Annotated in this window: 16 protein-coding genes and 1 pseudogene; 6 read left to right on the top strand and 11 right to left on the bottom strand. The window is 66.4% G+C overall.

The window, feature by feature from the left end:
• Nucleotides 1-322 precede the first annotated feature (322 nt).
• The gene (locus tag LKE06_RS23535; protein WP_228001547.1) at nucleotides 323-6,085 is read right to left on the bottom strand and encodes a WD40 domain-containing protein; all 5,763 of its coding nucleotides are present in this window, start codon (nucleotides 6,083-6,085) and stop codon (nucleotides 323-325) included.
• Between the two features lie 56 nt (nucleotides 6,086-6,141).
• Between LKE06_RS23535 and LKE06_RS23540 the strand changes: the two genes are divergently transcribed.
• A complete protein-coding gene (locus tag LKE06_RS23540) occupies nucleotides 6,142-7,395 on the top strand; it encodes an SLC13 family permease (RefSeq protein WP_228001700.1) in 1,254 nt (417 codons plus the stop codon).
• Here LKE06_RS23540 and LKE06_RS23545 read toward each other — a convergent pair.
• From LKE06_RS23545 to LKE06_RS23575, 7 genes are all read right to left on the bottom strand, one after another.
• The gene (locus LKE06_RS23545) at nucleotides 7,385-8,311 is read right to left on the bottom strand and encodes an inositol monophosphatase family protein (protein WP_228001548.1); all 927 of its coding nucleotides are present in this window, start codon (nucleotides 8,309-8,311) and stop codon (nucleotides 7,385-7,387) included. The two genes, LKE06_RS23540 and LKE06_RS23545, sit on opposite strands and share 11 nt — an antisense overlap.
• Nucleotides 8,293-8,979 carry a hypothetical protein gene (locus tag LKE06_RS23550; protein ID WP_228001549.1) on the bottom strand — a complete coding sequence of 229 codons (687 nt, stop codon included), beginning with the start codon at nucleotides 8,977-8,979 and terminating at the stop codon, nucleotides 8,293-8,295. The genes LKE06_RS23545 and LKE06_RS23550 overlap by 19 nt, the downstream gene beginning before the upstream one ends.
• Nucleotides 8,979-9,869, bottom strand: coding sequence for a hypothetical protein (locus tag LKE06_RS23555; RefSeq protein ID WP_228001550.1), 891 nt, complete (start codon nucleotides 9,867-9,869; stop codon nucleotides 8,979-8,981). Before LKE06_RS23555 ends, LKE06_RS23550 begins: the two co-directional genes overlap by 1 nt.
• A 287-nt stretch (nucleotides 9,870-10,156) precedes the next feature.
• The gene (locus LKE06_RS23560) at nucleotides 10,157-10,423 is read right to left on the bottom strand and encodes a YciI family protein (RefSeq protein ID WP_228001551.1); all 267 of its coding nucleotides are present in this window, start codon (nucleotides 10,421-10,423) and stop codon (nucleotides 10,157-10,159) included.
• The gene (nusB, locus tag LKE06_RS23565) at nucleotides 10,420-10,929 is read right to left on the bottom strand and encodes a transcription antitermination factor NusB (RefSeq protein WP_228001552.1); all 510 of its coding nucleotides are present in this window, start codon (nucleotides 10,927-10,929) and stop codon (nucleotides 10,420-10,422) included. The genes LKE06_RS23560 and nusB overlap by 4 nt, the downstream gene beginning before the upstream one ends.
• 2 nt (nucleotides 10,930-10,931) lie before the next feature.
• Nucleotides 10,932-11,495 carry an elongation factor P gene (efp, locus tag LKE06_RS23570; RefSeq protein WP_228001553.1) on the bottom strand — a complete coding sequence of 188 codons (564 nt, stop codon included), beginning with the start codon at nucleotides 11,493-11,495 and terminating at the stop codon, nucleotides 10,932-10,934.
• Between the two features lie 63 nt (nucleotides 11,496-11,558).
• On the bottom strand, nucleotides 11,559-12,686 hold the full coding sequence (locus tag LKE06_RS23575) for a M24 family metallopeptidase (protein ID WP_228001554.1): 1,128 nt from the start codon (nucleotides 12,684-12,686) through the stop codon (nucleotides 11,559-11,561).
• Nucleotides 12,687-12,908: 222 nt separating this feature from the next.
• Here LKE06_RS23575 and LKE06_RS23580 point away from each other — a divergent pair, with 222 nt between their 5' ends.
• The 5 genes and pseudogenes from LKE06_RS23580 (at nucleotide 12,909) to LKE06_RS23600 (ending at nucleotide 17,124) form a co-directional block, all read left to right on the top strand.
• Nucleotides 12,909-13,364 carry a prepilin peptidase gene (locus LKE06_RS23580; protein WP_228001555.1) on the top strand — a complete coding sequence of 152 codons (456 nt, stop codon included), beginning with the start codon at nucleotides 12,909-12,911 and terminating at the stop codon, nucleotides 13,362-13,364.
• A 179-nt stretch (nucleotides 13,365-13,543) separates the two neighbouring features.
• The gene (gene aroC, locus LKE06_RS23585) at nucleotides 13,544-14,767 is read left to right on the top strand and encodes a chorismate synthase (RefSeq protein WP_228001701.1); all 1,224 of its coding nucleotides are present in this window, start codon (nucleotides 13,544-13,546) and stop codon (nucleotides 14,765-14,767) included.
• Nucleotides 14,764-15,282, top strand: a pseudogene (locus LKE06_RS33305) (shikimate kinase); the annotation flags it as partial. The gene aroC and the pseudogene LKE06_RS33305, both read left to right, overlap by 4 nt.
• Nucleotides 15,283-15,611: 329 nt before the next feature.
• Entirely contained in the window at nucleotides 15,612-16,733 is a 1,122-nt protein-coding gene (gene aroB / locus LKE06_RS23595; protein WP_228001557.1) for a 3-dehydroquinate synthase, read from the top strand.
• Between the two features lie 76 nt (nucleotides 16,734-16,809).
• The gene (locus LKE06_RS23600; protein WP_228001702.1) at nucleotides 16,810-17,124 is read left to right on the top strand and encodes a phosphotransferase; all 315 of its coding nucleotides are present in this window, start codon (nucleotides 16,810-16,812) and stop codon (nucleotides 17,122-17,124) included.
• A 178-nt stretch (nucleotides 17,125-17,302) separates the two neighbouring features.
• Here LKE06_RS23600 and LKE06_RS23605 read toward each other — a convergent pair whose 3' ends face one another.
• The 3 genes from LKE06_RS23605 to LKE06_RS23615 form a co-directional block, all read right to left on the bottom strand.
• Nucleotides 17,303-18,856, bottom strand: coding sequence for a DUF885 domain-containing protein (locus LKE06_RS23605; RefSeq protein WP_228001558.1), 1,554 nt, complete (start codon nucleotides 18,854-18,856; stop codon nucleotides 17,303-17,305).
• 68 nt (nucleotides 18,857-18,924) lie between these two features.
• Nucleotides 18,925-21,042: a S9 family peptidase gene (locus LKE06_RS23610; protein ID WP_228001559.1), complete on the bottom strand. Its 2,118-nt coding sequence runs from the start codon at nucleotides 21,040-21,042 to the stop codon at nucleotides 18,925-18,927.
• 198 nt (nucleotides 21,043-21,240) lie between these two features.
• On the bottom strand, nucleotides 21,241-21,708 hold the full coding sequence (locus LKE06_RS23615; protein WP_228001560.1) for a B-4DMT family transporter: 468 nt from the start codon (nucleotides 21,706-21,708) through the stop codon (nucleotides 21,241-21,243).
• Between the last annotated feature and the right edge of the window lie 25 nt (nucleotides 21,709-21,733).

Raw genomic sequence — 21,733 nt, forward strand, 5'->3', positions numbered from 1 at the left:
CTTATCTCGTATTTTTCTCCATGCACCAGGCCCGACCGCACCGATATACCAAACCTGCGCTGCGAGCTATCCACCCCACCGATAGCCAACCGCCGAACACCAAACAAGGCCCCGCACCACCCCAAACCGACACACGCGACCAGATCCGGCAAAACAGACCGATAGAAATCGCGCTTTTCCAGCGGCACACCGCAGGTCAGCAAGTGTCGTCCTCGCACGCCCGAGGATCCTCCGTGATGCATTGGGACGCTGGCATTTTCGAGTCCGTCGTGCCCGCGCGGGGATCCTCCGGTCGCAGCCGGGCACAAGCCACGCCCAGACATCAGAAAGGCGTGTCCGTGGGTAGCTGGTACACCTCCGGCAGGTATGGGTCGAGTTCGCCCGACTCGAAACGCGACATGCCGATGACGTGCCAGAACTGCCCGGCGGTGTTGCCCTCGAATTTGTAGCGGCCGTCGGGGGCGAGGGCGGCCCAGCCTTCTGGAAGTCCGAGCAACGTCGCGTGGACGTGTGGGGCGGCGAGTGGATCGGCATCTTCGGGTCGAGACCACAGGATGATGTTGCCGTCATCGCCGCCGCTGGCCAGCAGGCGGCCGGCGGGGTCGAAGCTCACAGACCACACTCGACGCTTGTGGCCCTCCAGCGTGTGCAGGTGGCGCCCGGATGCCATGTCCCACAGCCGGATTACGAGGTCGTCGCCGCCGGTCGCCAGTGTCCCGGAGTGGGTGTCTATCGCGGCGGCCCACAGTCGCCCGGTGTGCCTGGTCAGCTCGTGCAGACAGGCACCGGATTCGATATTCCATATCCGGGCGTTGGTGTCCCACGACACGCTTGCCAACCGGTCGCCGTGGAAGACGACGGCATAGACGCGGTCGGTATGTCCGCGCAGATCACGCAGGAATTGACCGGTCTGCACGTCCCACAGCCGCACCACGGAATCGTCGCAGCCAGTGGCCATGAGCGCGCCGTCGGCACTGAAGGCAATCGATCGCACGCGTCCGCGATGTTCGCCGCAGACGGCGTGCACGGCGCCGGTGGTGCGCGTCCACACCACGACGGTGTCGTCGTCATTGGCGGTGGCCACGAATTCGCCGGTGGGGTCGAAGGCGCTCGCCCAGATCGGGGCGGATTCGACGGTGATGTGGCGGTCATAGAGGTCGGTGTCGAGATTGAACAGGCTCAGCCTGCCGTCGTTGCCGACGGTGCCGAGCTGATTCGGTTGTGCCGCACCGAATACCACCGATTCGAAGGTCAGCAGCCGGTCATCGCTGCCTGCCAGCCGCCGGACCAGCCGCCCGGTGCGCGGATCCCAGATCCGCACCACACCGTCATTGCCGCAACCGGCCAGCAGCGTGCCGTCGGCATTGAACGACACCGTCCGCACCTGCCGGCCATGACCGGTGAGGGTGTGGCGGCACACTCCGGTGACGGGATCCCACAGCCGGGTGGTGAATTGGTCATCGGTAACAGCGAGCTGGCCGCCGTCGGGACGGAAGGCGAAGGGCCAGATCGATCCGGTGTGCGCGGTCAGCCGATGCCGCAATTGCGCGGTCGTGGTTTCGCGCAGGCAGATGAGCCCGGCGCTGTCACCGGAGGCGAGCAGATCCCCGGCAGGATCGAAGGCCAGCCAGTAGATAGCGCTGGCATGTTCGGCGGGCGCCTGCCGCAACGCCCCGGTCTCGGTGTCCCAGAGGCGCAGTCCCCCATTTGTATCGCCGCTGGCGAGGATGGGCAGGGTGGGGTGGAAGATCACGGTGTACACGCGTCCGGTGTGCCCGGGCAGGTCTCGGAGCTTATGTCCGGTGGCCGCATCCCACAGCGACAGCGCGCCATCGACGCCACCGGTGGCAAGCACCGCACCGGAGGGACTGAACGCGATCCGGAACACCGATCCGCCCGCACCGGCGAATTGCCCGATCTCGCTAGCGGTTTCGACGTCCCACAGACGCACGGCACCGTCCCGATAGGACGCCGCTACCCGGATACCGTGAAATGCCAAGCTGTAGATCAGTTCTCGACTACCGTCGCCGGGACGACATTCGTGACGTAGCTCGCCATCGGGCAGCGACCACAGTCGCAGCACGCCTTCGGCGTCGCCGGTGGCGAGAAGATTGCCTGCGGGATTGAGCACTACCGGCCACGGCCAGTTGTCGTGTCCATGCAGGGTTCGGCGGAGCTCGCCGGTCACCGCGTCCCAAATGCCAACCGTGCCATCGCCGGACCCGGTGATGAGGGCCGTGCTGGTGAACGCCACCGCGAAGGTCCGCGCTCGATGGTTTTGCAGGGTGCGCAGTGGGCGTCCGGTCTCGGTGTCACAGATGAGCACACCACCGTCGTCACTGCCGATGGCCAGGGTGCCGCCGTCGGGGTGGTAGGCGATCGGCTGCGGGAGCCTGCCGTGCTTGGCATGGAAGCCGTGCCGGACTCCGATTGCGGCAGGCGCGAATTCGGTCCGGGCCAGCGTGCCGGGCACCCATGCCGCCCCGTGCAGATCGGTGCCCGACGGGGTACCGGTGACGTCGATGAGCGCGGCACGGGTCCATACGCTGCCCGCAGCTCGCGCACCGGTCAGTTCGGAGCGAACCAGCCGCGCTCGAGTGAAGTCGGCATCACTCAGGTCGGCGCCCACCAGACTCGCCTCATCGAGCCGGGCGGCGACCAAACGGGCGCCACGCAGGATCGCGCGGTCGAGATTGGTTCCGACCAGGCGGGCGCCCGAGAGATCGGCGCCGGTCAGATCCACGCCCTCCAGGTCGCGATAGGACAGATCCTCACCGGCCAGGCCGGCGCCCCGCAGATCCGCAGTCGGCGCAGTCCGTAACCGGGTCGTCACCCGGATCGCGTTGGTTCGGGCGGCTTCATCGGCGGCCGGGTCGGCGAGCACGTCCTCGGCCCAGCCACGCAATGCTGGAATATCGGCCAGGTCGCACAGGAAGTCGATCGACAATTGCGACAGCTGCGCCTGCGCGAGCTGCGTGGGCGCCGTATCCGCGGCACGGAAATGGTCGGCAATGTAGTTGGCCACCAACCATTCTGTGACCGACGTATGGATGAAGCCGAACAGATTGTCCTCGGTGCGCACCAGCAGGCTGCCGGAGCCGATGGCGTGCGCCGACTGCGGCACCGACATCCGGTTCGAGCCGGTCATCTCGACCAAACCCTGTGCCACCTCGGTCAATTCGGACTGCCGCAGATACGGCTCACCGGTCTCCCAGATGCGCAACGCGAAAGCGGTGACCGCAAGCCACAATTCGTGTAGACGCAGACCGGGCATCGCGCCTGCGACATCCGCGGTGCGGTCGGCCTCATAGGACAACCAGGACTCAAGGATCTCCCGGTACAACCCCGCGGGCCCGATCGCCTGCTGCGCACCGGCAGCGGCTCGCAATCGGTGCTCGTCCAGATCGGCGATGAAACCGAGCATTCGCGGATTCTGCGCCAGTCCGAGCAGGTCCTCGATACCGGTGATCAACCGCATCCGCGCGTCGGCGCGGCCGGCGTCGCCACCGTAGCGATTGGTAAGAAACGCGTGCACCTGAGCGGGGGCGAACTCTTCGATGCCGACGATCTGCCGATCCTCCAGCAACCCGACCCGCTCGCCGAGTGCGGTCAATACCTGAGCACGGGAGGCGAAATGCTGGGTGCGGCTGGCCACGATGATCTTGGCCTTGCCGACGGCGGCTTGCAGCAGCGTTTCGAGGTGCTCGGCGGCGAAGTCGTAGCTGGTCCGGGTGACGAGTTCGTCGAAACCGTCGAACAAAAGCACCACGCGCCCCTCACGAAGCATGTAGCGCAACGCTTTCAGGTCGATGCGGTCCTCGCCGTGATTGGCCAGGTGCGCGGCGACGAGTCCGTCCACCGAATGGGTTTTGTCCAGCGCGCGCAGCTCGATGAGGATCGGGATGAGCGCGGGCATGGTCTCGGAGATGCGCCGGGCCAGTTCGTGTAGGGCGAAGGTCTTGCCGCGCCCGAAATCGCCGAGCAGCAACACGAATCGGCCGTGGTCGGCGGAGACCACCCGCAACAGCTCGCCGACGAGATCGTCGCGCACCAGCTGATCGCCGTGTTCGAGGACGCGGAAGCGTTGCGGCACATAGAGGTCCGGCGGATAGCGCCGATCGGTGCGCAATCGGGCGGCCTGCTCGGCGAGATAGTCGTCCAGGTCGAGCAGGCCCTGGAATTCGGTGAAGCTGCGGACCCGCAGACCGTGACTCGCAGCCTCATCGCGCACCGAACGCGGCGGGGGCGCACCCCGATAGATGAGCTCTGAACCGTACTCCGGATCATTGCCGAGGAAGTCCTCCACGACCTGTCTGCCCATATCACCTACATGGACCCCGATTCGCCATACGGCGATCACCTCGTCGTACTCGCGACTGATCAACAGGTGCGGCGGATCGGTCTCGACGCGACGGACTTTCGCACCGGGATAACGGGTTTCACACACCTCGGCGACCCGCTCCAGCAGCCGCCCGTGTGGGTCGACCACGGCCGGGGTCGCCGGTTCGGGAAGCTCGGGTTCGTTCGGGCTGCTGAGTTCGGGTTCGGTGCCCGAGGGCAACGCCGCATTGGGTGACACCAGCGCGGCGGTGGCGCCACGCCACCCGTGGTCGAGGCGCGCGGCGGACCGACCGGGTTCGGCGTCGCGACTGCTGTAACGCGCCAGACCCTCGGTCGTGAAATGAATGATCTCGTCGTGGCCGGGCGCCGTGGCGGGCAGCACCGGCAGGGTGCCGCCCAGCCGATCCAGGTGCGGCCCGCCCGGACCAGGGCCGTGCAGCAGTGCGTTCAGCCTGCCACCGAGCAGCCTGGTGAGGATGTCGGCGTCATGCAGCAGGGCCGGATCGTGCGCGGAACCGCCGGAGCCGGGCAGCGGGTCGTGCCGGACGACTCCGAGGCGCAGCCAGCCATTGTCCTCGAACGCACGTAACCGCTCGGCGAACCAGGCGGCCTGGGGTTCGCCGATATGGCCGTAATCGTCCTCGGGTAGATGCGTCGCCGCCATGGTCGAGTTCAAACCGGCGACCACCACTCGCAATTCGGGAATCGGGTACAGCGTCCATGGCTGACCGATATCGAAGACGAGATTGTCCAGGCCCTGATACAGCTCGGTGAACATCCGCGCGTACTGCTCGAGTTTCGGAAAGTACGGCGGCTGTGGTTTGCGTTCGCGCGCCTCGCAACCCAGAAAGTATGCGTGACAAGCCGCTTTGGAGACATCGTGGTTACCGGGGACCACGATCAGCCGATCCGGCTCCAGCCCGAGCAGCACCCGCATACCACTCAGGAACGACAGTGCGTCGTCGACCTCGCGCGGGCGGCCGGAATCGGTCATATCACCGGACACCACGATCAGGTCCGGTTTCTGCACGCCCTGCCCGACCAGATGGGTGACGTTCGCCCAGATCCGGGCCTGCAGTTCGCGTGCGGTGCTCGGCTCGTCCGGCGCGAGCAATCCACGTCCGAAACGCGGGCCTGCCACGTGCAGTACGGAAATTCCGGTGCGGTGGTCGTCGCGGTGCGCGTCGCCGGGAAAGGCCGGTGCCGAGACCGGCACGCGACGGCTCAGCGCGGATTCGACGGCGCCGGAGGGTTCTTCGTCCGCAAAGCGTTCGGGCAGCGCGGGCGCCCGGCCGCCGCGCGGAAATTCGGGCTCGTTGGATGGTTTGGCACGGCCGACGAGCAGATGTCCGACCTGTTCCAACAGGATTCGGCGCGCCTCCTCTGCGCTCGGCGCCGCGAGTAGGTCCAGATAGGTAATGGTGGCCAGCAGACCCTCCAGCGCGCATTCGGCTATGCGAACCGGCATCAGTTTGCCGGGATCGGTGCGAAACGCCGCCTGCCACTCCATCGTTCCGTAATACGAGCCGAGATAGTTCTCCGAGAGCACCACGAGCACGATCGTCGATTCGCGCACGCCGCGATCCATGAAATCGATGAAGTTGGTGCCGGGCACGAAGTCCCAGGCTTGGATCAGGGTGCGATATCCGGCGGTCTCGAGCTGCCAGGCGAGCCAGGTGGCCCACCTTTCATCAGCCGGTGAATAACTGATGAAGAAGTCGCGCGGCCGCCCAGCGTGAGTCACGCCACCCAGTATGGCGCAGGCCAATGGACAAGGTACTCAGTGGAATTGCTGCGATGATGGCGTGCGTGCCCGAAAAGGTGGATCCCTCCGCGCGCGAATCGAATATCGAGCCATCGACCCGATGGCGGCTGAGCACCCTGGATATGGTGCGGCTCGGTCTATTGGCCGCCGGTCTGTTGTGCGTGCTGACCGGTCTGCTGCCGCGCGAGGAGGCCGCCGACAATATGCGGCGGATCGGACCGCTGCTACTGTTCCTCGGCAGCGTGATCGTGCTCGCCGAGCTGACGCGTCAGGCCAAGGTCTTCGATGTGATCGCACATCGGATCGCGATTCTGGGCCGCGGCTACTATCCGGCGCTGTTCGGGCTGTGTGTGCTGTTCGCATCGGCCACTACGATCCTGCTCAATCTCGACACCACAGCAGTGCTGCTCACCCCGGTCATGCTCGCGCTGGCCGTGCCTGCCCGCATTCCCCCACTGCCGCTTGCCATGACCACGCTATGGCTTGCCAATACCGCGAGTCTGCTACTGCCGGTGTCCAATCTCACCAATCTCCTCGCCGCGAACCGGGTCGCGTTGGACGCCACCGACTTTGCGGCGCGGATGTGGGCGCCACAGTTGGTCTCGATCGCGGCGACGATGCTCGGCCTCTGGTTGTGGTATTGGCGGCGCGGTCGGCGTGACACCGATCGGTATGTCCCGCCGGAGCCGGTTCGCCCGGAGAATTCCCAGCAGCGCACCCTGCTCTATACGACGGCGGGCGCGTGCCTACTCTTCATTCTCGCCATCCCGTTCGTCGGCGACCGCATCGGCATCGCGGCGGCCCTGGCCGCCGCGGTCGCGGTGACCGCGTTCGCGATCTTCGATCCCTCGTCGCTGCGACTGTCGCTGATTCCATGGCAGCTGCTGGTTTTCGTGGTCGGACTGTTTCTCGTGGTGCCGACTCTCAGCAGGCTCGGCCTGTCCGACGTGATGCACTGGCTGATCGGCGACGACGCGGGTGTCACCGGCGCCTACCAGGCCGCGGGGGCCGGAGTTGCTCTGTCGAACGTGGCCAACAATCTGCCCGCATATACTGCGGGCGAGGCCGTGGTGCCATCCGAGAACCGAAATCAGTTGCTGGCCTTGCTGATCGGAACCAACATAGGTCCAATCATCACTCCGTGGGCGTCCCTGGCCACACTGCTGTGCCTCGAGTTCTGCCGCACCCACGACGTTCGCGTCCCGATGGGGCGCTTCGTACTGACCGGCCTGGGACTGGCCGTCGTCGCGACAACTGGCGCGGTAGCGGCGCTGCTCGTCACCGGCTAGCGGGTAGGCCGGTCACCGACACCTCGGCTGCGGATTTCACCAAGAGGGTTAGTTCGGAGAGCATGTCGGGCGCGGCGGCGATGAAATCCAATTCGCCGCCGGTGGGATCGAGCCGCTCGGCCAGCGGGGTGCCGTCGAAGGCGGTGATATCGATTCCGGATTCCTGCGCGATCAGCGTACCGGCGGGCAGGTCGACGAGACCCGCGCGATAGCCGACGAAACCATCGATATCGCCGCGACTCAACATGATCCAGCACAGCAGTGGTGACCACAGTTGGATAAGGCGGCGCGATCCGGACTCCAGAGCGAGGCGTAAGGCGCGCGCGGTGGGGTCGCCACGGGTGACGGGGTAACCCTGGACCCAGGCGAAGGTGGGGGCCGATTGGGAGCCGCGGCGCGGTGGGTGAGACAGCGGGCCCGCCGGGCCGATCGCGCCACCGCCTCGGGTGGCCGACCACGTTCGGTCGGCGAGCGGCTCGTGCACAACGCCGAGCACAGGAATTCCATGGTGGCACAGGGCAATACCCACCGTGCAGACCGGCAGGCCGATGGCGATGTTGTTGGTGCCGTCCAGCGGGTCGACCACCCAGCACCACGCGTCGTCGGTGCTGTCGAGGAGTCCGGATTCCTCAGCGAGGATGCGGTGGCTGGGGAAGGCGCGGCGAATATGGGTGACGATGATGTGCTCGGCACGCAGATCCAAGTCGGTGACCAGATCACCGCTGGCATCCTTGGTTCGGACGGTGAGCGCTCCGGCCAGACCCGCGTGGATCGTCCGGCCCGCCTCGGTCGCCGCCCTGATCGCGACCCCAGCCGCCGCGGCCACGACGGTATCGGGCAAATCGATCGAGCCCTGGAGAATCGGGGCCCGATCATCCAGGGAGAGCGGCAGATTCATTACCTCGCCTGTTCGCATCGGTTCTCCCATTGCTCCGGCAGGGCATTGTCCTGCAGATGGTCCAGCACGGTCTGCGCGGCTCGACGGGTTTCAGTCACGGTGCACGGGTTTCGGCGCACCCAATGGTCATGGGTGGTGAGGGTGCCGAGTGACAGGTCGGGGGTGCTGGAGCGATCTTCACCGAGTACTACCGTCGCCGCCTCGCCGGTCACATTGGACACATGGAACGCGCCGTGCGGCAATGTATAGACCTCGCCCGCCCGGAAGCGCTGGCTGGATCGAGTGCGGTAGCCGACAACCCGCTTGGTGGCGCGCACCAGGTCACCGTGCGCCGCGCTGTGGACCTCGAAAACGCGGTGCGTCGGATATGGTGGCGCACTGTCCAATTCGATGATGTCATTGCCGACGGCGCCATACAGCACGAAACTGAGCAGGTCCCAGCTGTGTGCGTGCACGGCCGAGGTGGTCGGTGCCGGGCGCACCCCGTCGGTCCAGACATGCACGCAGATGCCGAGCCCGCCGCCACGCCATGCGGGAAAACACAAGAACCCCAGGGGATGACGGACCGCGGCGATGCCCGAACGGCCGGAACAGATGTCGGTGAGCAGGTTTCGGGTCCAGCGGCGCACCTGCGGCCCCGCCGCATCAGCGACGATGAGCGTTCGGAGGCGCGCGTACTCACTCACTAGTAAGGATTCCTCGGCTGTAGCGCGCGCCGCACGATATCAGCGACGTCACGATCGGTGTATGTGGAGGGCAGTGCCAGCCCGAGCACATCGAATAGATTGCGGGCCTGCTCGACCGACGGCTCGTCAGCCAGGACGAACTCTTCGCCGCGACTCAACGGAACCTGACGCGCCTGTTTGAAACTGGCCACCAGTTCGCGATTGAAGTCCCGGTAATAGGGCTTGTCGCGCTCGAACATCATCGCCGGAGTATTCGGATTGTCCTGGGTGACAATGACGCAACTCGACGACAGATCCCAGCGGAAGGTCGTCATCACCGCCGAAAGCCCGATGTCGATGGTGAGGAAGGTGAATCGCTGCCGGTACCAGCAGGCCGCGAGGACCGTCGCGAACGACTCCTTGCGGGTGCGCTCGGTGGTCCAGAGTTCCCCGGTGCGATCGGCCTCCGGCACCAGGGACGAACGGAACTGCGCGTAGGTCTTGCACAGCGACTCATTGGTCGGGTCGAGGACCTCCACCTGGATACGCAACGGCCGCTGTTCGCGCCGCGCGTTCTCCACACACTCGCGCAGCGTGACCGCCCGCAGATAAGTTCCGGTGCCGCCCTTGAAGATCCACTGCTCGGTGCCGCGTCTGGCCAGCGTGTGCGCGTGCCCGATCTCCGGCCCGTACAGCAGCTGCACCGACGTCGCGTCGCGCACCGCCTGCGACGACAGGTGCCGGTCGCGCAGCAGCGTAATGGCCACCAGACCGAGCACGAGCAGGATGGCGGCGTTGACCTGGTCGGTTCCGATGACATCGAGGAATTGCAGTAAGCCGACGGTCACCGCTAGGAGCACCGCGAAGGATCCGTCGACGTTATTGCGGAACCAGATCAGAATTCGTCCCATACTCTCCCCTGCGTTCCAACCAGGATAGGGGCAGCACCGCGGCTGCGGCGAACGAACCGAGAAGTCGTGTGCGCCAGTACCCCCTCTGTTGTCTGGGCCACACCGCCCTTGACCTCGAGTGCACTCGAGGAACCAGGATCGGTGCCGTGCACGTGGTCGCATCCGGCGGCCCGAACACCCGAATCGCCCCCGCTGGGCCCGTACACCCGCCAGCGGGGGCATGGGCGCACCCACGAAACAGCAACAGCCGCACACCCTTTGGACAGGGGTGTGCGGCTGTTCGAGATTCACGCCGAGAGGGCGATCTCCCATTCGTAGACGGTGAGTTCCGAGGAACCGGTGGTGTGCACCGGGTCGGTGAACGCGATCTCGCGGGCGGTCTCGAAGGTATCGGCGTAAATGACGTACGCGCCGCCGGTGCCGTCGGTGAAGTGGCCGCTCTCGCACAGCTGGCCGCGTTCGAGCAACGCGGCGAGGAAGTCTCGGTGCGGTTCGATGACGGCGGTGTCGAAATGCGGTGTGCGCATGGCCATCACGAGGTACTTGTTGCTCATCCCTCGGTCTCCGGGCCGGGCGCCCTTGTCGCCGCTGCGGCGGCCCGCACCTGCGGCGCGACCAGCACAACCTGGCCGAGGACGCCGTTCACGAACGAGGGCGAGTCGTCGGTGGACAGCTCCTTGGCCAGCTCCACCGCCTCGTCCACCGCGACGACCGGCGGAACATCGTTGGCGTGGAACAACTCCCACACCGCGATCCGCAGGATGGCCCGGTCGACGGCGGGCAGCCGGGACAGCTCCCAATCCTTCAGATAGGACTCGATGGTCCCGTCCACCCGATCGAGGTCGTCGGCGACACCCTCGACGAGGACACCCGTGTAGGCGTGCACCGGCGCGACCGCTTGATCCTCGGTGGCCAGCTCCACGCGCTCAGAGAGCAGCTCGGCCGCATCGACGTCACGGGCCTCTGCCTCGAAGAGCAGATCGACCGCGCGGCGCCGGGCCTTGTGCCTGGCGCCGAGCTTCTTGTACGTGGACTTCTTGTCCACGGGCTCATCGGCCACGGTCAGGAGTTCACCCGGCCGAGGTAACTGCCGTCGCGCGAGTCGATGCGCAGCTTGTCGCCGGAGTTGATGAACAGCGGGACCTGCACCTCGGCGCCGGTCTGCAGGGTGGCCGGCTTGGTGCCGCCGGTGGAGCGGTCACCCTGCAGGCCGATGTCGGTGTGCTGCACCTCGAGCTCGACGGTGACCGGGAGCTCGACATACAGCGGCGCGCCCTCGTGCGTGGCGACCTGCACGGTCATGTTCTCCAGCAGGAACCGCGCGCTCGGTCCGATGGTGCCCTCCGCGATGGAGATCTGATCGAAGGTGTCGCCGTCCATGAAGACGTAGTCAGAACCGTCGTGATACAGGTAAGTCATGTCGCGGCGGTCGACCGTGGCGGTCTCCACCTTGACACCCGCGTTGAAGGTCTTGTCGACAACCTTGCCGGACAGCACGTTCTTCAGCTTGGTCCGCACGAACGCGGGACCCTTACCCGGCTTGACGTGCTGGAATTCGATGATCTGCTGGAGCTGACCATCGATCTTCAGCACAAGGCCGTTCTTGAAGTCGCTAGTGTCCGCCACTGTTCTTGGATCTCCTCGTTCTCGATAAGTAGTTCTTGCCAAACAGTTTTCGGGCAACCGCCGTCACTCGACGACGGTCAGGTCTTTGCTGGTGCCGGTGAGCAGATCCGGGCCCCTCTCGCGCACCACGAACGTGTCCTCGATCCGGACTCCGCCGCGGCCGGGGAAGTACACACCTGGTTCGACGGTCACCGCCACGCCAGACAGAAGTGTACCGGTTCCGGTTTTGGCGATCCCCGGCGCTTCGGGGATCCGCAATCCGACGCCGTGCCCGAGTCCGTGCACGAACAGCGTGCCGTGCCCGGCCTCCTCGATCACCGTGCGCGCCGCCGCATCCACGTCAGCCACCGGGACGCCCGGCCGCAATGCCTTCTCACCAGCACGATGCGACTGCTGGACCAGCGAATACACCTCGCGCTGCCAGGCGGTCGGCGTGCCGAGGACGACGGTGCGGGTCATCGCGCTGCGGTAGCCCCCGACAACACCACCGCAGCCGATCTCCACGAAATCGCCTGCGGTGAGCACCGCTTGGGAAGGGCGGTGCTGCGGCACCGCGGCATTGGCCCCGGTCGCGACGATCGTCTGGAAGGCCACCGCCTCGGCGCCGTGCTCGAACATCGCCCATTCCAGATCGCGGGCAATCTGTCGTTCGGTGCGGCCGGGACGCAGCGCGCCGCCCGCCAGGAGCGCGGCCAACGCGTCATCCGCCGCCACGCATGCGGCACGCAACTGCGCGATCTCATAGGAGTCCTTCACCATGCGCAGCTGTTCGACCAGCCCGGGAGTGGCCACGAACTCGAGACCGGTGCACTGCTCAACGAACCCGCGATGCTGGTCGACGGTGACGATATGGCTCTCGAAGCCGATCCGGCCGAGTTGCCATTCCCCGGCCAATTCCACGATGCGCCGGGCGGTGGCCCACGAGATTTCCGACCGCAGATCCGGCACCTGCGCGGCGACCTGGGTCCGATACCGGCCATCGGTGCCGATGACGGTGCGTTCCTCCGAATCGCGCATATCCCATGTGTGCACCAGCAGCACCGCATCGGCACCGGAGAACCCGGTCAGGTACCTGATGTTCACCAGATCGGTGACCAGCAGCCCGTCGACCTCGTTCTCCATCAGAAGACTTCGCAACGCTCCTCGACGCGCCGCGTAGTCGGGCCCAATGCCCATCTGATCAGCACACATGCGTCAACGCTACCGCCGTGGCGGCACATCATGGCGTGCAACACGTGCGCGACATCCGCCCTGCTCCGAGGGTCGGCACGGGATCGCGACCGCGCCCCGACAGCGCACTGCGAGAACACCTCGGGCAGTTCCGGATCGAGAGATATTCACATCAATGGCGGTAGTCCCCAATCGCCACACTGGGGCTTCCCGGGCCGACGACACCGGCCGAGGCTGGTAGTCATGCACATCGCCGCTTTCACCCTGCTCGTGATCTGGTGCGCGCTGCTGAGTTTCAGCGATATCCGGGAGCGCAGGCTACCGAATGCGCTGACCTGGCCCGGTGCGCTCGCCATCCTCGGGTATGCGCTGTACACAGCACAATTCGTCGCGGCGGTTGTCGGCGCCGTGTTGTTGACGACGCCCTACCTCATGGTTCACATAGTCGCCCCGGCCGCGTTCGGGGCGGGTGATGTGAAGCTGGCGGCGGGGCTCGGTGCGGCGGCCGCACTGGGTGGCGCGCAGGCATGGGTGTGGGCGGCGGCCGGCGCGCCGGTGCTGACCGCGGGGGCCGGAGTTGTCGTGCTTTCGGTCCATTGGATCCGTCGCCGCGACGCGCCCACACGGCCGCACACACTGGCGCACGGGCCTGCCATGTGCGTCGCGACGGTCCTGGCCTTGACCGCACGCGCCGGTTGAGCCCGGCCGCACACGTCGGCGACACGCCGGGCGCCGTGTACCGGGGGACGCCCAGCGCGGGTTCGGAAGCACTACCGCGCTGGTAACTGCGTGGCAACCGATTAGAGCGCATCAGCGTGCCCACGATCACGATGGGCCGCGTGCCGCAGCACCCGCGACGACATGGGAAGATGGACGACGTGTTGCGCTGGATAACTGCCGGAGAGTCCCATGGTCCCGCTCTTGTCACCATCCTCGAGGGGATGGTGGCCGGTGTCGAGGTGACATCCGTCGAGATCTCCGCGCAGCTGGCGCGCCGCAGGCTCGGTTACGGGCGCGGTGCCCGGATGAAGTTCGAGGCCGACAAGGTCACCGTCGTCGGCGGCGTGCGCCACGGCCGCACCATGGGCGGACCGGTCGCGATCGAGGTCGCCAACTCCGAGTGGCCGAAGTGGACGACGGTCATGTCCTCCGACCCGGTCGACGAGGCCGAACTCGCCGAACTCGCGCGCAACGCACCGCTCACGCGCCCACGACCGGGCCATGCCGACTACTCGGGCATGCTCAAGTACAACTTCGACGACGCCCGCAACGTGCTCGAGCGGGCCAGCGCTCGTGAGACCGCCGCACGCGTCGCGGCTGGCACCGTCGCCCGCAACTTCCTGCGTCAAGCATTCGGTGTGGAGGTCGTCTCGCACGTCGTCTCGATCGGAACCGCCGCGAATACGACCGGTGTGACACCGGCCGCATCCGATCTGACCGCCATCGACGCGAGCCCCGTGCGCGCATTCGACAAGGACGCCGAGGCCGCGATGATCGCGGAGATCGAGGCCGCCAAGAAGGACGGCGACACCCTCGGCGGTGTAGTCGAGGTCGTCGTGACGGGGCTGCCCGTCGGGCTCGGCTCCTTCACCAGCGGCGAGAACCGCCTCGATTCGCGACTCGCGGGCGCGCTCATGGGGGTTCAGGCCATCAAGGGTGTAGAGGTCGGGGACGGATTCGAGACCGCCCGGCGGCGCGGCAGCCAGGCTCATGACGAAATGCGACCCGGCCCTGACGGAGTATTGCGCTCCACCAACCGGGCAGGCGGACTCGAGGGCGGCATGACCAATGGCGAGGCGCTGCGCGTCCGCGCCGCCATGAAGCCCATCTCGACGGTGCCACGCGCGCTGGCCACGGTCGATATGGCCACCGGCGAGGAAGCGGTCGCCATCCACCAGCGCTCCGACGTGTGCGCTGTGCCCGCCGCCGGTGTGGTCGCGGAGTCGATGGTCGCACTCGTTGTCGCGCAGGCGGCACTGGAGAAGTTCGGCGGCGATTCGCTGACCGAGACCGTCGACAACATCACCAGCTACGTCAAGCGCATCGGCACCCGCCCGCACGCCGCGTACCCGGATACAAGCTCGGACAGTCGGACGCAATGATCGCGCAGACCGATCCGCGCGCACCGCGCGTGGTGCTGGTCGGACCGCCGGGAGCGGGGAAATCGACGATCGGCCGCAAGCTTGCCAGGGAACTCGGTGTCGAGCTGTATGACACCGATATCGGGATCGAGCGCGAGACAGGTCGGACCATTCCCGAAATCTTCGCCACGGACGGCGAGCCGGAGTTCCGCCGGATCGAGGAGCAGGTGGTGCGGCGCGCCATCCTCGCCGAGCGCGGTGTGGTTTCCCTCGGCGGCGGCGCGGTGTTGTCGAAGGACACCAGGGCCTTGCTGCGCAACCGTACCGTCGTCTACCTGGAAATCAGTGTGGCCGAAGGGCTTCGGCGCACCGGCGCGAGTACGGCAAGGCCGCTGCTCAATGGCGCCGATCCCAGCGCCAAGTATCGCGAACTGATGTGCAAGCGGCGGCCGCTGTACCGGGAGGTGGCCACGGTCCGGGTGCGCACCGACGGGCGAAGCCCCGGTCGCGTGGTGCGAATGATCATGACGAAGCTCGAGTTCGAATCGGTGCCGCCGCAAGACTCGGAGCCCGATACAGCCGCGGCCACCGGAGATATCGCGCGTGATGAACAACCGCGCGGCGAAAAACCACAGGGAAGCAACAGATCCCGAGCCCGCCGCGCGGCCAGGGCACGTGCGGCCGCACGCCGCAGGGCCGCCGCACAGGCGGAGGCAAACCAGTCCAGCGGCACCGAGCCTGCTGCGACTCCTGCCGAAACCTCCAGCGACACACCACCTTCCGGTGGTCGTTCGCGACGGACCCGGGCTCGGCGCGCCCGCGCGCGAGCAGCCAAACAAACGGCACGAACAGAATCGGAGCACACGTGACAGAGCCGACTCGTCTGCAGGTTGCCACCGCCGACCCATATCCCGTCATTATCGGACGTGGGCTGCTCGGCGATCTGGTCGACGCGGTCACCGGCGCGACCAAGGGCGTCCGTACGGTGGCGATCTTCCATCAGCCGCCGCTGGCCGAGACCGCGGAGGCGGTGCGAAAGGCGCTGGCCGACACCGGTATCGACGCGCATCGTATCGAGATTCCGGACGCCGAGTCCGGGAAGGATCTTGCGGTCGCCGGCTTCTGCTGGGAGGTGCTCGGCCGGATCGGTCTCACCCGCAACGACGTTGTGGTGAGCCTCGGCGGCGGCGCGGCCACCGATCTGGCCGGATTCGTGGCCGCCACCTGGATGCGCGGCGTAAAGATCGTGCATGTGCCGACCACCCTGCTGGCGATGGTCGACGCGGCCGTCGGCGGCAAGACCGGCATCAATACCGAGGCAGGCAAGAACCTCGTCGGCTCCTTCCACGAGCCCGCCGCGGTGCTGGTCGACCTGGTGACGCTGGAAACGGTGCCGCGCAACGAGATCGTGGCGGGCATGGCCGAGATCATCAAGGCCGGTTTCATCGCCGACCCGGTGATCCTGGAACTGATAGAGCGTGATCCCGAGGCCGCACTGGATCCGAAGGGTGAGGTACTGCCCGAACTGATTCGCCGTGCGATCCAGGTGAAGGCCGATGTGGTCGCCGCCGACCTCAAGGAGTCGAGCCTGCGCGAAATCCTCAACTACGGCCACACTTTGGCCCACGCGATCGAACGCCGCGAGCGCTACCGCTGGCGTCACGGCGCCGCCGTCTCGGTCGGCCTGGTCTTCGCCGCCGAGCTCGGCCGCTTGGCCGGGCGCCTGGACGACGCCACCGCCGACCGGCATCGCGCCATCCTCGAAAGTGTCGGCCTGCCAACCAGTTACGACATCGACGCACTCCCCCAACTGCTCGATACAATGCAGACGGACAAGAAAACCCGTTCGGGTGTCCTGCGTTTCGTCGTACTCGATGGCCTAGGTAAGCCCGGCCGGCTGGAGGGCCCGGATCCCACCCTGCTGGCCGCAGCGTATTCCGCGATCGGCCGCGAGGCCGGCCCAAGCGGAGGCGCCATCCTGCTCTGACCCGCACCGGCCGGACCGCCCAGTCCCCTTGAGGATCGGGCGCGCAGGGTAAAGTCCCGGGTAATTCGGTCGGCTGCTGCGTTCGCTACATGACTTACCGATGCCGGAGACCGAACTCCAACGATGGACCGCGTTGGAGTCGTTGCACGCAGCGCTACTCGAGCACAACGCGGTGTGCGTCATCAGCGACGAGGAGCAAACGTGGTTACTGAGCCGAATTGACGAGATTCGCAAGGAACTGAGCGAACTCGATTGGCCGTTGGGCATCGGTCTTATCCATGGGGATGCCTGGGCGGGAAATCTTCTGTGGGACAACAGAATGAACCCGGCGCGGCCGATACTCGGAGACTGGGACTGGGACTGGGTCAGTATCGGCCCACGAGAAGCGTGATCTGGTTCAGGTAACCGGCCCGCTCCGGCGAGCGACAGCGTCAGAAGTGCACGCCGATCGGTTACGGCAACGAATCGATGACATCCGTGCAGGCAATCGGACAACGTCGTGGCGCCAATACGTTCCGCGCGGACATTAGACTTGCGCGTTCGCTGCGGTGCAGGCGACCCAGCTCCATTCACTCGAAATGGTCGGCGCCGGTCAGCGCCCGCAATGGCAGCGACCCCCGGTCCAGCAGCTTGGTGTGGGCCGCCGCGAGTGTGTTTCCCGCACCGACTCTTTCACGCACCCAGTTCGAAATGACCTGTGCGCCTATCGCATAGCCAAGGGCCTGGCCCGGCCAGGCCAGGTATCGGACGACTTCCTTGCGGACCTGACCGCTGTCCTGCAACGTCTGCGCGGCAATGAATGTCACGGCCTGCTCGACACTCCAGCCCCGCACATGCAGCCCGACATCGGCGACCAGGCGCGCGGCCCGCCACCGCTGATGCGCCAACAGGCCGAGAGTGTCCGAATCCGTCACCGCCAGACCGATTTCCGCGGTAAGCGTCTCGGCATACACCGCCCACCCCTCGGTGAAGGCGTTCACCGGCAGCAAGCGCAGAATATCGGGGACGGCGTCGTTCTCGTCGAGCAACGCGATCTGCAAATGGTGGCCGGGGACCCCTTCATGCATGGCCAGCGGCAGCACTTCCCACGACCGGGTCGACGAGGGCACCGTCATATTGACATACAGCGACCCCGACCGGCCGTTTCGATACGAGGACGGCCCGTAGAACGCGGGTGGCCCGGTCGAGGCATTCGCTCCGGGCATCGCGACCACCTCGCACGGCGTCTTCGGCCAGCGCTCACACAACCGGGGACTGTTCGCTACCAGGATTTCGTGTGTCTGCGTGAACCGTCGCAAGATGTCGGCGCCGGAGATCAGCGTGTCACGCGCCGCCGCACTGTCGGCCAGACATGCGAAATCTCTTTCGGTCGCACCGAGAAGTTCCAGCCCGATGGTCTCCAGGCGTTGCGGTGTGATGAACAGGCTCGTGCCGCGAAATATCGCGTCGCGGTAGCGATCTCCGCCCACGGAACTGCCCGCCAACGGCGATGCGGTGGCCGCATCACCGAGTGCAGACACCGCGACCGCGCGCAACGACGACAATGCCTGGTATACGTCGTCCAAGACCGCCGCGGGCAGGTTAGGCAGCGAAAGTAGCGGCGCCGAACCAGCTTTCTGTTCCGCGAAGAGTGTGTCGACCTGCTCGAGGAACGCTCGCAACACCGGCTGCGAGCCACGAACGGACGCCTCGGCATCCTCGATCTCCCGGATCAACCCGGCCGCGTACGAGGGAAATGCCCGCAATCGTTCGACGTAGACCTCGAATCGAGGGTCCTCCACCTGGGGCCACGAATGCGCCGCCCAACTGAGGCGGGCCACCGGGCCGGTCATGTGATTCAGTTCGCCGATATCGCGGTTCGCCAGCAACGATGCCGCCGAATCGACATGAAATCTCGCCGCGGCGGCGACGTCGCCCGAGACGGTGCCCTCAGCCCGCTCCAACAGCCGGGTCGCCTGCTCGCGCTGCCCGTCTCGCGCGATCCGGGACGATTCCTCCCACAGGACTGGTGGCAGCCGGCCGATTTCGATGGCGGCGTCGGGATTGAGCGACCACAGAAATTCGAGCACATCCTGCGAGTAGGTCGCCGAATCCTGGCCGTTTCCACCGTCGTCGCTGCCCACCCTCATATGGTATCGGTCGAGTGCCGCACGCTCGACCGACTCACAACCCACCGGCGCGTGAATCCGACTCAGCTCGACGAAACCGGTTCGGTCAGTGCGCGCCGCAAGAAGTCGACCTGATGTAACAGCAGATTTTCGGCGACCTGCTCCTCGACCGGCCGGTGCGTGACCCCCGACAGCGGGAGCACCTCATGCGGCCGTCCGGCAGCTAGCAGTTCGGCCGACAGCCGCAGTGTGTGCGCGACGACAACATTGTCGTCCACCAACCCGTGGATGAGCAGCAACGGCCGTGCTGGTAGCGCCGCCTTCGATAGTCCAGCAGCGGTGACCAGGGAGTTCGCGTCGTAGACGTCCGGATGCTGGTCCGGATGCCCGAGATAGCGTTCGGTGTAATGCGTGTCGTAGAGCCGCCAATCGGTGACCGGCGCGCCTGCGACGGCCGCGTGGAAGACATCCGGGCGGCGCAGCACGGCAAGCGCGGCGAGGTAGCCGCCGAAGGACCAGCCACGGATCGCCACCCTGGTCAGATCGAGTGGGAATTGCGCGGCAAGCTCATTCAGGACGTCCACCTGATCGTCGAGGGTGCCCGCTAAATCACCGGAGACCGCCTTCTGGCCCCTCGGATCCTGCCCCGCCGTACCTCGACCGTCGGCGATAACGACCGCGAACCCGTTGTCCGCCAACCACTGCGCCTCCAGATAGGCACGCTGGTCATGGACGACACGCTGTCCGTGCGGACCGCCGTAGGGATCGAGCAGCACCGGTAGCAATTCGCCGCCGGAGTAGGTGGCAGGCAGCAGCACCGCCGCCGGAATCCGGCGCGCGCCGATGGACCTGAGTTCAGGTCGGGCCGTCAGCGCCGGGGTGGCCGCAAGAGATTCGATTTCACCGATCATGGTGCCGCCGCGCAACACTCGCACCGTGGTGGCGTGGCTCGCCAGCGAACTCGACAGCAGGATCACGATCTCACCACCGCGCACCGCCGAGTGCACGCCGGGGGCATCCGACAATCGGACAACCTCGTCACCGCTCACGCGATAGACGTGCACCTCGCCGATCTCGCCCGGTCCGGTCGCCATCGCGGTGAGCAGAACGCTGTCATCATCGACGGCCAAGACACCGCGTACCTGGAGTTCTGATCCGGTCACCTGCTCGGTTCCTACCATCAGAACTCGTGCGTCGTCGCTGTCGACGACCCGGACCAGTCGACCGTCCGGGGTGAATGCCGGCACGCCCGAGAACAGTTCGACCCAGACCTGATCGGTGTCCTCGCCCACCACGGTGGTGGCGCCGGTCGCGACATCCACCGTCAGATGGCGCTGGGTCTTTTGATCACGGGCCTGCACCAGCAGCAGTGGCGGATTACCTTCGGCCCACTGCACCCGCGCGAGATAGGGAAAGGCGAGGCGATCCCATTCGACCGGCGTGCGCCTGCCATCGGTATCGACAAGGACGAGCGTCACCTCGGCGTTCGCCGTCCCGGCCGCAGGATAGGCGACTGCGGCGGGTTCGCGTTCCGGGTTGCGCGGATCGGCGATCCACCAGCGGTCGACCGGCCGGTCATCCACGCGGGCGACGAGCAATCGGGACCCGTCCGGCGCCCACCAGAAGCCGCGATCGCGGCCCATTTCCTCGGCGGCGATGAACTCCGCGAGCCCGTACTGCAGGTGCTCGTCCTCGGGGTCGATCACGGCGCGGTCTGAAGTGCCATCGACCGCACGCACACGCATCTCGCGACCCGAGACATAGGCCAGCAGACGGCCGTCGGGCGAGAGCCGAGGGTCCATCACCGGCCCCGGCGGCTGCTGCTCCTCGATGGCTCCGGAAATCAGGTCGGCGACAAAAAGGCGACCTGACAGCACAAAGGCCGCCACCGTCACCGCGCTGTCGGTGGTGTATCGGACAATTCCGGTCGCGCCCTCACGGGCGCGTTCGCGGAGCGCTCGCTCCTGCACCGACTCGGACTCGACCCGGTCACGTAGCAGTTGTGCCGGATCGACGAGGATCGTATCGACGCCGGTATCGGTATCGCGCACCCACATCAGATTCACCGTGTCGGTGCCAGAGCGTGAGCGCAGGAACACGATCCGCCGACCGTCCGGAGAGATGGTGAAGGTGCGCGGTGTCCCGAGGGTGAAGCGTTGGGTTCGCGCGGACTGTCGCGGGAAGGCGAGCGCATCGGTCATGCGACGATGCTAAGCCCCGGCGAACCCGGCACCCGCAGCGGCGCTGTCACATGACATGTGTCGGCCCACTCCTCAGCGCTCGTCGAAAACGACAATGGTGCACCCTCTTTCGAAGGTGCACCATTGACGCACTCACGGACTCACCGGCCTCGAACGAGTCGTACGCGGAGCCGAGCCGAGGCACTCGGGTCGCGAAGATCAGGCCGGTGTCGGATTTTCCTGCCGCGGCGCCGACTCGTCACGGGTCTGCCGACCGGCGAGCAGTCGGCCGATCGCGACACCGATGAGGGCCGGGATGAAGATCAGCAGCACGATGAACGACGCCGAGGCGGTCAGCTCGAACAACAGACCGTTATCGCCGAGATCGAAACGGGGCAGCCAGTCCAGGATCCACGCGGCCAGTCCACTGCCCAGGCCGCCGAGCACCGCGGCCTTCAGCCACAGAATGGTGAGATCGGTGCCGCGCTCCGGGTCGGGGTGAGCGACCCGGTCCTTGTGACCGTCGAGTAATCCCCAAAAAGCGACGGCACCGATCAGTACGACCAGGCACAGAATCCGCATCCACGCGCCCTGGGTCGGCCAGTACACCATCGCGAATCCCAGCACGGTACGCAGGGCCACTACCAGCGCACCGAGCACAACGGCCCGCAATACCCAAGCAATCATGAACAACACAATAACCTGCGGCGGG

Source organism: Nocardia australiensis, assembly GCF_020733705.1.
GTDB lineage: Bacteria > Actinomycetota > Actinomycetes > Mycobacteriales > Mycobacteriaceae > Nocardia > Nocardia australiensis.

What these genes read in the sequence shown, in the direction of transcription:
- LKE06_RS23540 (WP_228001700.1), top strand. Translation starts at nt 6,142, where the DNA reads ATGGCGTGCGTGCCCGAAAAGGTGGATCCCTCCGCGCGCGAATCGAAT.
- LKE06_RS23545 (WP_228001548.1), bottom strand. Translation starts at nt 8,311, where the DNA reads ATGCGAACAGGCGAGGTAATGAATCTGCCGCTCTCCCTGGATGATCGG.
- LKE06_RS23555 (WP_228001550.1), bottom strand. Translation starts at nt 9,869, where the DNA reads ATGGGACGAATTCTGATCTGGTTCCGCAATAACGTCGACGGATCCTTC.
- LKE06_RS23560 (WP_228001551.1), bottom strand. Translation starts at nt 10,423, where the DNA reads ATGAGCAACAAGTACCTCGTGATGGCCATGCGCACACCGCATTTCGAC.
- LKE06_RS23575 (WP_228001554.1), bottom strand. Translation starts at nt 12,686, where the DNA reads ATGTGTGCTGATCAGATGGGCATTGGGCCCGACTACGCGGCGCGTCGA.
- LKE06_RS23580 (WP_228001555.1), top strand. Translation starts at nt 12,909, where the DNA reads ATGCACATCGCCGCTTTCACCCTGCTCGTGATCTGGTGCGCGCTGCTG.
- LKE06_RS23610 (WP_228001559.1), bottom strand. Translation starts at nt 21,042, where the DNA reads ATGACCGATGCGCTCGCCTTCCCGCGACAGTCCGCGCGAACCCAACGC.
- LKE06_RS23615 (WP_228001560.1), bottom strand. Translation starts at nt 21,708, where the DNA reads ATGATTGCTTGGGTATTGCGGGCCGTTGTGCTCGGTGCGCTGGTAGTG.